General features: G+C 44.4%; 19 protein-coding genes and 2 tRNA genes. 9 read left to right on the top strand and 12 right to left on the bottom strand.

Annotated elements, in window-relative coordinates:
* Nucleotides 1-13: 13 nt before the first annotated feature.
* From ACQKD4_RS12685 to ACQKD4_RS12675, 3 genes are read right to left on the bottom strand one after another with little or no spacing between them, the layout of a single operon-like run.
* Complete coding sequence (locus ACQKD4_RS12685) at nt 14-427, bottom strand: DUF3805 domain-containing protein (RefSeq protein ID WP_074033032.1); 414 nt, start codon at nt 425-427, stop codon at nt 14-16.
* On the bottom strand, nt 424-978 hold the full coding sequence (locus tag ACQKD4_RS12680) for a hypothetical protein (protein ID WP_224863319.1): 555 nt from the start codon (nt 976-978) through the stop codon (nt 424-426). Before ACQKD4_RS12680 ends, ACQKD4_RS12685 begins: the two co-directional genes overlap by 4 nt.
* Nucleotides 979-980: 2 nt before the next feature.
* Complete coding sequence (locus ACQKD4_RS12675) at nt 981-1,340, bottom strand: hypothetical protein (protein ID WP_214696459.1); 360 nt, start codon at nt 1,338-1,340, stop codon at nt 981-983.
* A 130-nt stretch (nt 1,341-1,470) separates the two neighbouring features.
* Here ACQKD4_RS12675 and ACQKD4_RS12670 point away from each other — a divergent pair.
* The 4 genes from ACQKD4_RS12670 to ACQKD4_RS12655 all read left to right on the top strand — a co-directional run bounded on the left by ACQKD4_RS12670 (nt 1,471) and on the right by ACQKD4_RS12655 (nt 3,204).
* Nucleotides 1,471-1,544, top strand: a tRNA-Gly gene (locus tag ACQKD4_RS12670).
* A gap of 14 nt (nt 1,545-1,558) precedes the next feature.
* A tRNA-Gly gene (locus ACQKD4_RS12665) sits at nt 1,559-1,632 on the top strand.
* Nucleotides 1,633-1,788: 156 nt separating this feature from the next.
* Complete coding sequence (locus ACQKD4_RS12660) at nt 1,789-2,589, top strand: MBL fold metallo-hydrolase (RefSeq protein ID WP_427373571.1); 801 nt, start codon at nt 1,789-1,791, stop codon at nt 2,587-2,589.
* A gap of 408 nt (nt 2,590-2,997) precedes the next feature.
* Nucleotides 2,998-3,204, top strand: a complete 207-nt coding sequence (locus ACQKD4_RS12655; protein WP_015880796.1) for a DUF3006 domain-containing protein — start codon at nt 2,998-3,000, stop codon at nt 3,202-3,204.
* Nucleotides 3,205-3,253: 49 nt separating this feature from the next.
* Here ACQKD4_RS12655 and ACQKD4_RS12650 read toward each other — a convergent pair whose 3' ends face one another.
* Nucleotides 3,254-3,820, bottom strand: coding sequence for a TlpA family protein disulfide reductase (locus tag ACQKD4_RS12650; protein WP_427373570.1), 567 nt, complete (start codon nt 3,818-3,820; stop codon nt 3,254-3,256).
* A 74-nt stretch (nt 3,821-3,894) separates the two neighbouring features.
* Here ACQKD4_RS12650 and ACQKD4_RS12645 point away from each other — a divergent pair, with 74 nt between their 5' ends.
* Complete coding sequence (locus tag ACQKD4_RS12645; RefSeq protein WP_427373569.1) at nt 3,895-4,749, top strand: aldose 1-epimerase family protein; 855 nt, start codon at nt 3,895-3,897, stop codon at nt 4,747-4,749.
* 37 nt (nt 4,750-4,786) lie between these two features.
* On the opposite strand, the gene ACQKD4_RS12640 is transcribed toward ACQKD4_RS12645, so the two are convergent.
* The 3 genes from ACQKD4_RS12640 to ACQKD4_RS12630 form a co-directional block, all read right to left on the bottom strand.
* Nucleotides 4,787-5,005: a PspC domain-containing protein gene (locus ACQKD4_RS12640; protein WP_074033027.1), complete on the bottom strand. Its 219-nt coding sequence runs from the start codon at nt 5,003-5,005 to the stop codon at nt 4,787-4,789.
* Nucleotides 5,006-5,025: 20 nt separating this feature from the next.
* Nucleotides 5,026-5,733, bottom strand: a complete 708-nt coding sequence (locus ACQKD4_RS12635; protein ID WP_427373568.1) for an NAD(P)-binding oxidoreductase — start codon at nt 5,731-5,733, stop codon at nt 5,026-5,028.
* 79 nt (nt 5,734-5,812) lie between these two features.
* On the bottom strand, nt 5,813-7,036 hold the full coding sequence (locus ACQKD4_RS12630) for an LCP family protein (protein WP_427373567.1): 1,224 nt from the start codon (nt 7,034-7,036) through the stop codon (nt 5,813-5,815).
* A gap of 196 nt (nt 7,037-7,232) precedes the next feature.
* On the opposite strand from ACQKD4_RS12630, the gene ACQKD4_RS12625 reads away from it, so the two are divergent.
* Entirely contained in the window at nt 7,233-8,147 is a 915-nt protein-coding gene (locus ACQKD4_RS12625; protein ID WP_074033024.1) for a hypothetical protein, read from the top strand.
* A gap of 187 nt (nt 8,148-8,334) precedes the next feature.
* On the opposite strand, the gene ACQKD4_RS12620 is transcribed toward ACQKD4_RS12625, so the two are convergent.
* A complete protein-coding gene (locus ACQKD4_RS12620; protein WP_074033023.1) occupies nt 8,335-8,562 on the bottom strand; it encodes a hypothetical protein in 228 nt (75 codons plus the stop codon).
* A 274-nt stretch (nt 8,563-8,836) separates the two neighbouring features.
* Between ACQKD4_RS12620 and ACQKD4_RS12615 the strand changes: the two genes are divergently transcribed.
* A complete protein-coding gene (locus ACQKD4_RS12615) occupies nt 8,837-9,706 on the top strand; it encodes a hypothetical protein (protein ID WP_427373565.1) in 870 nt (289 codons plus the stop codon).
* Between the two features lie 66 nt (nt 9,707-9,772).
* On the opposite strand, the gene ACQKD4_RS12610 is transcribed toward ACQKD4_RS12615, so the two are convergent.
* Complete coding sequence (locus ACQKD4_RS12610; RefSeq protein WP_074033021.1) at nt 9,773-10,144, bottom strand: hypothetical protein; 372 nt, start codon at nt 10,142-10,144, stop codon at nt 9,773-9,775.
* 102 nt (nt 10,145-10,246) lie between these two features.
* Between ACQKD4_RS12610 and ACQKD4_RS12605 the strand changes: the two genes are divergently transcribed.
* Nucleotides 10,247-10,660 carry a VOC family protein gene (locus tag ACQKD4_RS12605; RefSeq protein WP_371743058.1) on the top strand — a complete coding sequence of 138 codons (414 nt, stop codon included), beginning with the start codon at nt 10,247-10,249 and terminating at the stop codon, nt 10,658-10,660.
* Between the two features lie 12 nt (nt 10,661-10,672).
* On the opposite strand, the gene ACQKD4_RS12600 is transcribed toward ACQKD4_RS12605, so the two are convergent.
* Nucleotides 10,673-11,719, bottom strand: a complete 1,047-nt coding sequence (locus ACQKD4_RS12600; protein WP_427373564.1) for an NAD(P)/FAD-dependent oxidoreductase — start codon at nt 11,717-11,719, stop codon at nt 10,673-10,675.
* 179 nt (nt 11,720-11,898) lie between these two features.
* Here ACQKD4_RS12600 and ACQKD4_RS12595 point away from each other — a divergent pair, with 179 nt between their 5' ends.
* On the top strand, nt 11,899-12,453 hold the full coding sequence (locus ACQKD4_RS12595) for a methyltransferase family protein (protein WP_427373563.1): 555 nt from the start codon (nt 11,899-11,901) through the stop codon (nt 12,451-12,453).
* Nucleotides 12,454-12,488: 35 nt separating this feature from the next.
* Here ACQKD4_RS12595 and ACQKD4_RS12590 read toward each other — a convergent pair whose 3' ends face one another.
* Both ACQKD4_RS12590 and ACQKD4_RS12585 read right to left on the bottom strand, forming a co-directional pair.
* Nucleotides 12,489-13,298, bottom strand: coding sequence for a DUF368 domain-containing protein (locus tag ACQKD4_RS12590; protein WP_214696866.1), 810 nt, complete (start codon nt 13,296-13,298; stop codon nt 12,489-12,491).
* Between the two features lie 73 nt (nt 13,299-13,371).
* Nucleotides 13,372-13,947, bottom strand: a complete 576-nt coding sequence (locus ACQKD4_RS12585) for a GNAT family N-acetyltransferase (protein ID WP_214696864.1) — start codon at nt 13,945-13,947, stop codon at nt 13,372-13,374.
* Between the last annotated feature and the right edge of the window lie 35 nt (nt 13,948-13,982).

Below are 13,982 nucleotides of genomic sequence, written 5' to 3'. Positions count from 1 at the left end.
GTCGTGTCTCATTTTATGTCCATTCGACTGAGTCGATGATCGATTCGATCTCCATCTTTTCATTCGTCACTTGATCGGCGACATACGTCATGAACAAAAGACGTTTTCCGTCCGTCAACGACCATACATCTAGATGCATCCCGTCTTCGATGCCGCTTGCGTAAGCTGTCGTCATGTCACCTGTCTCGTCAGTCACGCTTGGCGCAATTTTTACGTCAATCGGGAACTCTCCTAAAAAGGTGTTTAACTCGCGTAAGACAGCTTCTCTTGGTTCTTGTGAATCCTCAGACTCATAGATGGAGATTTGAAGCGTTCCTTGCGCATCCTCTTCTGTTGAATAGAAGCTCACGTAGTCTTCTTCTTCACTGTATTCGTAATGTTCCGGATACGTCAGGCGGAACCACCCATCAATTTCATACTCTTTCATGCTGTTTTCTCCTTTACTTGCTTAAATGCCAGTCCTGTGACCATTTTCGCTTGTAGTGCATATTTTAGTCGTTCGGTCACATACAGACGTTGGCTATTTACATCTTGGGCAATCATATGTCCAAATAAGTTCATTCGAACCGTTTGATTGGATAGGAAATAGAATCGATCCGTACTCAACGGGCGAAATTCGTTCGAGTGTTCGAGGTATTCGATTTCAAAGCGTCGGAGCACATTAAGCGCGCAATACCGATCAGTCTTCCCTGTACTTGTATGAAGCTCGACACGGACGAGCTGAACGTCATATGGACAGACATTCATAAAGATTGGACTGACTCGCTCATGAATCAAGAGGATGCCCATATCGGTTTCAATCAGATCAGGTAAAGACCCTTCATCTTGCGAAATGCTCAGGACGACATACGGCCGGTTCGATGGTGCGAGCAATTCGCCTTTGTAAAATCGAAATCGCTGAATCCCTGTTAGAACCCGGGCCCGCCAAGCACTCCCTCGTGCTTCCGCTTCCATTCGATACAACCTCTCTTCACTCACGCTTACTCCCCCTTCACTTGTTTGAGCGCATCGACGAATGTTTCCCATTCTAGGTTGTCACAAACAACCTTATTTTCCAATCCCCATTCTTCATCGATTGTCAAACGTACTTCGTTCGATTCAGGGTGACGTATGATTCGAAGATTCCCAATTTGAATCGAATCAAGAGCAATATCAAATGTATGACTCGGCAATCCGACCCACTTGACACGATTCGAACGTAACACGACATACCATTCATTATCATGATGAATCGAGAACGTCCAGCTTCGAAGAGACACTGTTTGATCCGTTTGTTTGGACTGTTTCAACATTCGAAATCCTTCGCCCATCAGTTGTAAATATGATTTTCGTTCACTCATATTTGATTTCTCCCCTTTTTTCTATTATCTTCGTTGTGGATAGGATTCTGCAACCTAAAAAGTTTTTTAAAAAAGGGTTTGCAAATAGAATCTGATATGCTATTATATCAAAGTAACGTTAAGACGTAACGCGGGTGTAGTTTAATGGTAAAACCTCAGCCTTCCAAGCTGATGACGAGGGTTCGATTCCCTTCACCCGCTCCATATTTTTTCTTCATGCGGGTGTAGTTTAATGGTAAAACCTCAGCCTTCCAAGCTGATGACGAGAGTTCGATTCTCTTCACCCGCTCCAATATCGACATATACGCGAGAGCTTCTCGCACACATACAATGCACGGTTGAGACCTTGCAAAAGCAGAAAGTCATCTGACTTTCTGCTTTTTTGTTGTTCCATCGATTGTTTTGGGGAAAAGAGTGAATGACTCTAATCAGATGAGGAGGAACTCTTTTGATTCAAGCGAAACTTCAATCATTCACGATTTACGAAAGTGCGTTGATGCGAACGACATCCACCTTAATCGATACACCAGACGCCATGCTTTTGATTGACCCCACATGGCTTCCTGAAGAAATCGCCACGATTCGTCGGGATATCGAGCTAAGACGAGATAATCGACCACTTTACGTCATCTTCACCCATCATCATTTCGACCACATTATCGGTGCTTATGGTTTCAAGGATGCGACAACGATTGCCTCACAGGCATTTGTAGATGCGGACTCGTCCGATCAACTCGATGAGATTCGTGAATTCTATGAACAGCATTACATCGATCGCCCGATTCAAAAACCTGAAATCGATATCGTGATTCAACCGAATCAGACACTTCTACTTGGATCGTTACCCGTTACGTTCATCCCGACACCTGGCCATGATGCAACTCACCTATCTGTTCTAATCGAGCCGATGCACCTACTCGTATGCGGAGATTACGGTTCGAATATCGAGCCACCTTTTATCGAGCATGATCCGACCGCATATCTCGAAACATTACAAACGTTGCAAACCCTCATTTATGAACATGAAGTTCAATGGTTCGTGCCTGGACATGGTGACCTATGCGACAATCGTAGCCAAATGATTGAACGTTTGAGTGCGGCAGAAGAATACATCTTAGCACTTCCCGAAGAGCGCCACTGGTCTCCTATGTGGCCAAAACATTCTTTTTTCGACCGTGTCCATGAACGTAATCGAAAAATGGTGGAACAAAAAGAGACCGATCGCCGGTCTCGTCAACAAGACTATTAAAAAAATCGCAACGTCTCCCCAAGACGTTGCGATTTCCCCCTATGTAGACCTATTTCTTTGTGACGCGTTCTGAGCGGACCGTGAACATACGGTCAACCCCATAGATCGTTACTCCCGTCAGAGCGAGTAACCCAATCATTGCAGAAGAAAACATGACCATCCCCCCATTGTTCACAGTTTCGTCATAATCACCCCGTGCTTTCATTATAGAAGACCATTTTAAAAAAAGAAAGCGTTTTCTTCAAACTTCCTTCACATTTATCAAATTTATCCTCATGCGTTTCTTGGAATAACTTCCCTTATCCGATTGGACAGACACTCGTAAAAATGTGTAGCTTTTGTGGAATGTGGGAATACATGATGTAAGGATAAAAAGAGACAGAAGCTGCTCGTCGAGGAGGAAGAGGCATGATTAAGTACGGTACATTGGTGCGAATCGAGGGAAAATATGCCGTATTGAGATGGAATAACGGCTCAAGTTTCATTCCTAGACGATTCTTACCTTCCGAAGCACGTGTTGGTGATACAATCATTCGAGACAATCATCATTATTATCTTGAAGAAGATATGACCCCAAATTTTGATGCATTGATCAAGCAACACTATAAAAGCTGAACGATCTGCTCTCCCATTAAGGGCAGATCGTTCAGTTTTTTTTGAAATATCACATTGACGTCTTTTCGATCTGTTGCTGAATCCACGCTTCGTCGACGGGACCTGTCTGCTTCGCAACAATGACTCCTTGTTCATCTAAAACGTACGTTGTCGGTAGCGCGACGACACGATACTGTTGCTCTACGACCGCTTCTTCATCTAACAAGATTGGAAAATCAACCGGGTACTCCTGTAAAAAAGCCTCGACGTCCGCTTTTCCTCGTCGTTCATTTTTGGTGACATTCACACCGAGAACCGGAATGCCTGTCGCTTCTTCAAACGAAACCAGTTCAGGGAACTCATCTCGACAAGGCGGGCACCAAGAAGCCCAAAAATTAATGACTACCGGCTGTCCTCGGAACTGTGAAAGGGTCAGACCCTCACCCTCTAGCGTATTCAAGGTAAAGTCCGGAGCTTGTTGCCCCACTTCGAGCCCTCCTAATACCGATTCATTTTGGACGATTGGAACCGCTTCTTCTTTCTTTTGTGTCGTCATATATTCTTCGTAGCCCTTGTAGGCAAGCCCAGCAATCAATAGAAGGATGAGCGTTCCGATTACGATTCTTTGTAAGCGCATCATTTACCCCTTGTTTGTTTTACTTAAGATTTCTACACTTAACTTATCACAAACCGTAAAGGAGCGTATGTATTGTGCAACTTCAAAACAAAAATGTTCAGATTACGTTAAAAGCACAGGGTGCTGAGATGACTAGTTGGAAAATAAACGAAACGGAATACTTATGGCAAGGTGATCCTACGTTTTGGGGACGACAGGCCCCCATTCTTTTCCCGATTGTAGGGCGATTATTGGATGATCAATATGTATATGAAGGCAATACGTATACGATGAGTCAACACGGATTTGCTCGTGACGCGATTTTCGACATCGAATCATCGACTGAAACTTCCGTTCGTTTCACCTTGAAAGATACACCCGAATCAAGACAACATTACCCTTTCCCGTTTACTCTGAACGTATCGTATCAACTTGTAGGAGAAGAAGTCATTGTCACCTATCGTGTCCATAATCCGGGCGAAACCATGTTACCGTTCAGTATCGGTGGTCATCCCGCATTCAATATCCCTTTTAAGGGTGGTGCGTTCGAGGACTATACAATCGACTTCGGAGAAGTACGTACACTTGACCGCTATCTATTAGAAGGACCTTATTTGACAGGAGCCTATCAACCACTAGGCGAACGGCAATACATCCCACTTACCCGTTCTCTATTTGACGACGATGCATTGATTTTCGAAAATGTGGAGTACGCCGCGCTACGTCATCAACCGTCAGGAACTGCAATTGTGATGGAAAGCCCTTCATTTACTCACTTTGGCATTTGGTCACCACCCCATAAGGATGCTCCATTCGTTTGTCTTGAACCGTGGTTCGGTCACGCAGATTACAAAGGACACCGAAAAGATTTTCTACACAAAGAAGGAGTTCAACTCCTTGCCCCAGACGAGACGTTCGAAGCAAGCTACACCTTATACATCGAAAAATAAAAGCAATCCGACAGTCATGTCGGATTGCTTGTTTTCGTTAAAAACGATCTTCTTGTTCCGCCTCATATTCTGATGGCGGCTTTTTCATGATGATGGCCAGAACGATATAAATCAGAAGCCCTGGACCACCTAAGAGCGCCATTGCCACAAACAGAACACGCATGATCGTGACGTCCACTCCTAGATAGTTCCCAAGCCCTGAACAGACCCCGGCAATCATTTTATTATTCTGATCTTTATACAATTTTCGTTCCATATCATCTTCTCCTCAACTCGTTATGATCGTTGTGGTCGGCGTAACGTCGTTCTACCTCCGTTTGCCACTTCTCCACGGCCTTCAAAATCAAGCGCTTCATTAATCGGCGTACTACCCGACTTGATTTCGATTCGGCGACCGTATAGTCCACGGTTGTCAAGAGATGCAGAGATGACAGTCGCGACATCTGTCTCGGAAATCGTTGCACCGTCTGCATCGTTCAAGTCTTCAGATGCTTCGATGGAACCTTTACTCGGTTCATCGACAATGGTCACTGGGCAAATGATCGTATAGTTCAAACCGCTATGTTCGATGTATTCGTCGGCGGCATTGTTGGCTGACAGAAAGTTAAAGAGTTCCTTTGGTGCGGAATTCGGTTGGTCCGCGCCATATGCACTGAGCAAGACGACGTGACGTACTCGTTCTTTTTTAGCAGCATCAATCGCGTTCATCGCGACGTTTCGGTCGAGCAGTTCAATTTCGGTACTCGATCCGTCTGCGCCAGCAGTCGCCGCAATGATGACTGCATCTTGTCCACTTGTCGCCTCATGAACCTTTTTCTCAAGTTCTTTCTCGACATCAACCGTCAATACGCGCGCACCCATTTTCTCGTACTCTGCTTGTAGTTCAGGATAACGAATTAAAGCGGTCACTTGATGGGTCTTCGCTAGACTTTTCAATACACGTTTCCCGATCTTTCCTGTTGCTCCAATGACTAATACTTTCATTCAAATTTCCCTCCTCAAAAGAGTAGTTCATTTGTTTAAAATTCCTCTTTCAAGTCAGAATCAAACCCTTTTCTTAAAATTATCTGACCGTTCCCCACATCGATAAATCGAGGGCATCCCGAATGGATTGCACACTCTCTTCTAACGGTTCGTAGTAATAGACATTGTTGATATAAGCATCTTGTCCTTCAATTTGCATCTTATTCACGTCCGGGTTCGAGATCATCGTCAGACCGACAGACGCCATTTGTAAGACATTCATCTCAAGACCCATTTCCTCTTTCATGAAACGATACGTTGCCGGAATCTTCGTCCAGCCCGAAGGACTAGCCAATTTTTCTGCGACGGCTGTCATGACTTCGGTTTGACGATTCGAACGGGCACCGTCCGTATCCGACTTACGGTGTCTCGCATAGGCAAGTGCCATGTCTCCATCCATCGCATAAGAGACACCTTCCGTATATTCATACGTCTGGTTGAACCCTTTCTCACTGAACGAGTGTGTTGCCGTCACATTGACACCACCAATCAAATCAATCAATTCCATGAACGACTCAAATGTGATCACGACTTGTCCATCAACCGACGCATCGGTCAGTCCTTCAACAGCACCTACCGTACACGTTGCACCACCATAAGCGAAAGCATGGGTGATTTTATCGCCATCCCGGTCTGGCTCACATGGAATGGCCGTATACGTATCGCGTGGAATCGACACGTTTTGAACAGTACGTGAACGAGGGACAAATTCCATCAATTGTAGAGAATCTGTGCGGGACCCCGAGAGGGATTCCCCCACCCGTGCGTCACTTCCCATAATGAGGAACGTGAACGGAGAAGTCGCGACATACCCTCCGACAAGCAACATGAGAATGAGAAGAAGGGCCACTTTCCCTTTCCATTTACGCTTTCGTTTAGTTGCTGGTTTTGCTGATTGATCGACTTCACCTTTTGATGGTTTTGACGGATTGGACGGTCTTGATTGCTGCGCAGCATGATTTGACTTAGGTCGAGACGTTTTGCGCTTTGGTTTTGAGAATGACAGCATTCGAGGCATCCGTTTTCGCCGGTTTTTCGATGTTCCCTCAGTTGACTTCGACGCTTCTGACGATTTCTCGTTTAAGAAAGGATGCTCCGACTGAGAAGTCGTCCTTTCTTGATGTCGATCCGGTTCCGATACTTCATTTATATTCTGTCGCTCGTCCGTTGATTGCTCATGATTCAAACGAGACGCTTCGATTTCTTGTTGTTCGAGTTCGCGCTTTCTACGTTCTACACGCGATAAACGTTGATCATCTTTCATATTTTCAATCCTCAACTTTATCAATTTTTCTCTATTATCCCGAACCCGCATTGATCTGACAACGTTTCTAAGGAAAATCCGTCTTAAGCATGAGACCATATGATTGTTTCAGATGAAATCCGGGAAAGGAATAATAATTGATGTCTGCCCAAATCAGAGATGCATACAACAAGTATGAATGAAAGGAGGAGAGCTGATGCGCATCGGAAAATTACGCATGTTGTTGGAGCAATATGGTGAGGCGACGTTACGTGATTTATTGGTCGAGATGTATCGTCATACTCCAAAAGATGTGATTGATGATCAAGACTTTGATTTTATGATCAGCCAGTTCACACGCTATAAAGAAAAAAAACATTCGGAAGAGCGTCATTCGCTCTCACAAACGATTACGTTAGCTGAACGTTTTGTCGATTCAGCATATGAACATTTATATATTCGTCCCAATCAAGTCATGTCCGATCGTGATCAAAAAAATTGGTATATCCACGCCAAAAAAATCATCCGCGATTTAGCCCACTATGCCGAAGAATATACAGAGGCACGCACGATGTATGAAGAGATGTTTTATCTTCTGTCAACGTCAGCCGGAGAAGAACCTCTCTTTTCAACGAGCGACCCGTTTCGCCTATTGAAAATCTCACAAGTCACGATGCTCCAAAAACTCATCCACTACTACCAACTAGACGCACCCATTGATACCGTCTGGATTGACCGCGCTTTATATACTGCCCTCCACGTGCCAAAAGACGTGGATTCCACACGAATCGATTTACTATCAACCTTGCCGATTGAACACAGCCAAGCCAACACGAGAAAGATTCTTCACGCACGCATTCTCAAACTGTGTGAGCGGATGTTAGAAAAATCCCAGACAGAAGATACCGCACTTGAAAACTATCAAGCTCTTAAAATGTTAGAGCTCCGCCTCCTCGTCGCCGAAGGTAACTTACAAGAAGCCGAACAGAAGCTATTTTCAGAGTATATCCCTTTCTTTTCACATCGTTCCGAACCGTTCCGTGTCTACGTCGATTTTTTAGAAAGTCATGGTCATACGGATGAAACAAAGCGATTAAAACGATTAGCAAAAGAAAAACGTATTCGATTTTAGATCAGACAAAAAAAGGGAGTCAATCGATGACATCGGTTGACTCCAATACATGATATGAACGAGGGGTGTTCATTTGAAAAGGAGGACAGAAAGTTGGTGCAGAACTTTCTTCCTACACAAATAAGTATAAAGCAACGTTTGTAACCGTTACCAAACGACTTATTGCGTTTTTGTGAACGTTTTCACGTTATTCGATCGTGTTCATGATTCCTAAACCAACGACAGATAATAACACGATTAATACGAAGACATATACCATCTCATTGGGTGATTGAAATCCTTCGTGAATCTCTACCTCTTCTTCGACAATGATGTTCTCATGAATCACTACTGGTTCAGTTTCGGCCATAACCGTAGTCGGAGCAGCAATCATGAACAACATAGCGACGAGAATCAGTTGATAAATATATTTCATCATAAACTCCTAATTGATTGGTTTCATTGTGTTTAAGTATATCATGTCTTCGCCACACGTCACGTCTGACATTTGATGAAACTCACAGACCAACATGTATAATTAATCATTTATTCAAAATCATGTGCGAACAATCTATTTTATTTTATTTTTTTATGAAGGATGTTGATTATTTTCATCCATCAGGTGTCATGAAAATGCCATACAACTTTAATTAAGATAGCGCTTACAATTTAATTGTACTTATTAACTCATACAGAAAGAAGGATTCTCCTTGAAACGAGCGCTACGCTTTGTAGAATGTAGGCAATTACCTATCCAGAAACGTATCTCCATTCAAACATTATACCCTTTATCGAAGACACCCCCGCTTCTTTCCTTGCCGCCCCATCATCACGTGTATAGCGCCTTAAATAAAGATATACCGTTAGCTGCATTCGCTGCGAACGACGAACATCTAGAAGCGTTTCAAATCATTCAACTCTCAAAGGTCTCATATATTGATCGTCATGTGTTTCGCGGGTTGCTTGACCGAATCATGTATGAACGAAGTCGTGAAAACACACACCCAATTACATACTATCTTCAGGAAGAGGACTATCATAATCAAGATAAGCTTCGAATATATGAGGCAACTGGGTTTCAAGTATTCCATCAAACGAATACGTATCACTTGCCATTCATTCCTTGTGAGAAAGCATCGCATACGTACTGGACCCTCGAATTGATAGACTATTCACGAAGAGCGGATTGGCTCACTTTTCGTAATGCGCATTGTCATGTCTTACCGGGCGCCATCCCGATGACGGATGAACAATTCGCACATGAAACTCGGCAACAAACACTGTTCTACACATTAAACTGGTGTGACCAACCAATCGGAATCATGAAAGTACGACTACATATGTATCACGTGTGCGTCCAAGAAATTCAGTTAGATTGTGACGAATCTATGTTGCGGGATGCCCTTTCCTTTCTTCAACAAAAGTTTTACGATGCGTTCAGATATATCGACGAGGCTCGTATTTCTACGACCAACCTGCAATCTGACTTGAATTTTGCACTTCGAAAGCAAGGTGCTCAAGTGTCGTCAGGCGGGATATATATGCTTACACAACAAGTGCTACCGACTCCACTCTATTGATCAATAAAAAAGACGTCGATTGTATCAACTCGTTCTCACACGAAAAAGTTGTTCATTCGACGTCTTTTATTCTGCAGCAGTTGTCGACTCCATCGCCAAAGGCGGCATTTCCTTAAACAGTTCTGTCCGGAGTCCCGTGTCTCTCAAATCGAGCGATTCAATCCGATCAAATTTGATTTGGCGATCTACGACACTGAACCAATACGTGATGTTCGGTTCATCCTTGAAACGAATCGCATAATTCGATCCGTTCAAATGAAAATCGACCTCGGTAGACAGCAACTCCGTCGGACCAATCTGTTTATGGGTGGTTAACCGTTCGAGCACAACTTGCTCTTCATTGATGCGATAATCGACAAACGTCGCAAGCGAGAGTCCAAACACAAATGATACTAGGGCGAACATGCCCACCAATCCCATTGTGATTTTTCCGTTCATTTCGCTGTCCCTCCCTCTCTTATTATATCGGATATGGTCGAAACGTTGTGAAGTGACATTTTGTTCAACTTTAGGCAAACTGAAGGTGGAGGAGGAATGTTTATGCAAATCGATCATACTGGAATCGCCGTCCGTGATTTAGACGAAGCGATCACATTTTATACAACTGTGCTTGGCGGAGAACTGATTGACCGTTATACGAATACAGCCATTGGGGTGGAAACCGAGCTAGCTGTCATTCACATCGGTGAAGATGTCATCGAATTGTTGCGACCAACAAGTAATACGAGTCCGATCGCGCGTTTCATGAAAGCACGAGGAAAAGGCGTCCATCATATCGCATATCGTGTAGAAGATTTAGACATCGCCATCGCTACACACAAACAAAATGGCATCACTTTTTTAGAAGACACACTACGTACGACCGCAAAGGGTCGACGTTTGATCTATATGGACCCACGTCATTCAGGCGGTGTCATCACCGAGCTCTGTGATTATCCTACGCAAAAGCAGTAAGAGACGTCGCTCTTACTGCTTCAATAAAGTGTCTTCTATGATTTGACGGTTCTTTTCTTTTAGACGTTCGTTATGAGAAGAGACCATTGCCGTAGCGGTCGCATTCGGGTCAATATATGTTTTGGCCCGATTCACCGCATTCGCCGCATCTTGGAATGCCCCTGCAATCAAATGGACCTTTCCTTCATGCGTCAGAATATCACCTGCAGCATATAATCCCGGAACGGACGATTCACTCCCCGCGTTCCCTTTCACATAAAATCCATTGACCATTTCGACGTTCAATTCACTGTTCCTAAGGAGTTCCGCATCTTGTTCATACCCGTGATTGATGACGACCTCATCGACATCGACCACACTTGTTTCTCCCGTGTCAATCTGTGTTAACAGCACTTGCTGAATCGATTGCCCATCATGAGAAATCAAGTCCGTGACTTTTGACTGGGGGCAACAATCGACTCGGCTTTCTTTAACCTTGTCGACTTGCGCTTCATGACCTCCGAGCTCTTCTTTTCGGTAAACCAAAATGACTTGCTCCGCAATCGGTTCGAGTGCATTGGCCCAATCGACGGCACTATTTCCACCACCTGAAATCAAGACTCGCTTCCCTTTAAATCGTTCTAGTGACTTCACCGTATAATGAAGGTTTGACAATTCAAATCGCTCTGCACCGCTGATTTCGACCTTGTGTGGTTTCAGAATACCGCTCCCGGTCGCGACAATCACCGTTTTGGATACGTGATGACCATTCGACGTGTCAATCCCGAATAATCCATCCTGGCGTTTTGAAATCGACTCCACTTTCTCCCCTAGGATGACCGTCGGCGAAAAAGTGAGGCCTTGTTGGACGAGTTGATCGATCAGATTTGCTCCCGTCGTCGGGAGGAGCCCCCCTACATCCCACACCATTTTTTCTGGATAAACGTGCAGCTTTCCACCTAGTTGAGGTTGAAATTCGATTATTTTTGTTTTCATGCCTCGTAATCCACTATAAAAAGCAGCATATAACCCTGCCGGACCCCCACCGATAATCGTCACGTCAAATTGTTCTTCGCCCATCGTCGTATCCTTCCCTTCTATGTAGATGATCTATTCACCTTAAAAATGATAATCATTCTCATTAGATGATAACCCGTTTCTTTATCTTTTACAAACTTTTTCCCAACACCTTCCTCCATTGGTTTTTCTTCATTGAAGGTCGGGTAAGGAAAGATGAATCAAAAGGAAGGATGTGCGCTATGGAGTGGATGGATCTTGCATTGATCATCGTGTCCTGTTTTTGGCTTGTGGAGACATGGAAATTTCGTAATCGAAAAGAGGCAACGGACGGTTCCGTCGAGCGAAAAAGCTTTTATTTCGTCGCGTCGACGATGCTTGTCATGTTCTCTTTGTCTATCATCTATTCAATCTTTGTTGAGGCGCGTCCATCAATGGCTCAACGCATACTTGCTCTTTCGTTTTACATAGCGGGTGTATCATTACGGTATTGGGGAATTTTCCACCTTCGTCATCAATTCACCCGACACGTTGTCGTTCGTCCTCAAGACGAGCTCGTCAGCTCTGGCCCCTATCGTTTCTTACGCCATCCCTTATATACAGGATTATTATTCATTACGTTAGGCTTCTCATTGTATTTTCTTCATTGGGCAGTCGCTTTGATCGGTACCGGTCTTACGGCTCTTGCGTTACTACATCGGATTCGGATTGAGGAAGGGATGCTGACCCGTCACTTCGGTCAATCGTATGTATCATGGTCAAAGTCACGCAAACGATTATTTCCGTTTATCTATTAAAAAAGGAGTCCGGTGATCCCGGACTCCTTGCTGTTTTATACGGAGTAGCGACTGAGCAATCGGACGACAACAATCCCTGCGATGAACGCGATGACACTGAGTCCCCACATGAGCCCCGTAGCCGGCACTCCTGGAAATACGACGGCGAGCGAACCCACTACCAATCCGATGATGACCGAAAACGTCATTCCTGGGAAATTCGCCAACAAATAGCGAATCACTTTACTACTGACAATAAAGCCGACCGCAACGCCTGCCCCAACAATTCCGATAATGAGTAAATTGAAGTTCGAGATGGCGCTGATCACTGTCGGATAAACCCCAATCAGCAACAACACGAACGATCCGCTGATTCCAGGAAGTAACATCGCCATACTTCCTAACCACCCAGACAAGAACAAGAGGAGCGCTGTTCCAAAGGTAACGTCCGTAATGATAGACGAATCAACCGGATTGAGAAACGCCATGCTCGCTACAAGTACCGTTGCTACAATCATGGCAATCACATGAATGGGACGAATCGATGCACGTGACTTAAACTCTACAAAAAGTAACGGAATGATCCCTAAAATCAATCCGATAAAGAAGAATTGTGTCGGTGCATAATACTCGAGCAACAAATACTCGATAATTCGACTTAAGGCGATGATGGCTGTTCCCATCCCAATCGCTAGCGGGATTAAGAAACCAATATACTTTTTCCAATATCGGCTGAATACACCGCTGATTGCTTCAATCAATTGATCATAGATGCCTAAAATAACTGCGATGGTACCGCCGCTTACACCAGGAATCAAATCACTCGTTCCCATGGCCATTCCCCGCCAAATGTTCTTCCACTCCATAATGTATCTCCTTTACATATATCTTTCCTCAAGCACTTAGTATAGTCGAGAACGAGCGTTTGCGCATCCGCTTTTAGACCGAGAAAGGAGTCGAGCGTGTCTCTTTTTTCATATAGTCAAAACGAGATCCCGAAATCATAATTTCCTTTTCTTTTTGGAATCCGAGTCGCGTATACAAACGATGAGCCGCTTGATTGTCTTGATCTACATTCAAGGTGACGGCCGGGACACCACGTTCTGCCGCGACAGTACAAATCTGTTCAATCAACTTCGTCCCGATACCACGGCCACCATATGCCTCTAGTACAGCGAGTGAATCGATGTATTGAACGAACCCTTCCGTCTCAACATCTAATTCCACTTTGCTCCCATGCGCCGTCAACCATTCCCGAATCGGGCGATCTAATGCTTCCGCCTCGTCCCCTCGATACGAAATGATCATTCCCGCCACTTCCCCTTCTACATCGGCGACCCATATGTTTTCGTGGCTTAAACGATTCTTCGGTTTTTCCACCCACATCGCCAATCGCTCTAATACTTCATCGGTATTCGTTGACCCCGTCAACGTATACGCGATGTCATGAATCGCCTGATACATGAGCGGTGCGATTTGTGTACAGTCTTGCTTCGTTGCTTGTCGAATATTCATCATTGATCCCTCCATCACCTAGTCTAGCATAGGCA

The organism is Exiguobacterium sp. NPDC077395, from assembly GCF_050269125.1.
GTDB lineage: Bacteria > Bacillota > Bacilli > Exiguobacteriales > Exiguobacteriaceae > Exiguobacterium > Exiguobacterium aestuarii_A.
The sequence above is the reverse complement of the archived record's forward strand: the minus strand, read 5'-3'. Positions and strand labels throughout refer to the sequence as shown.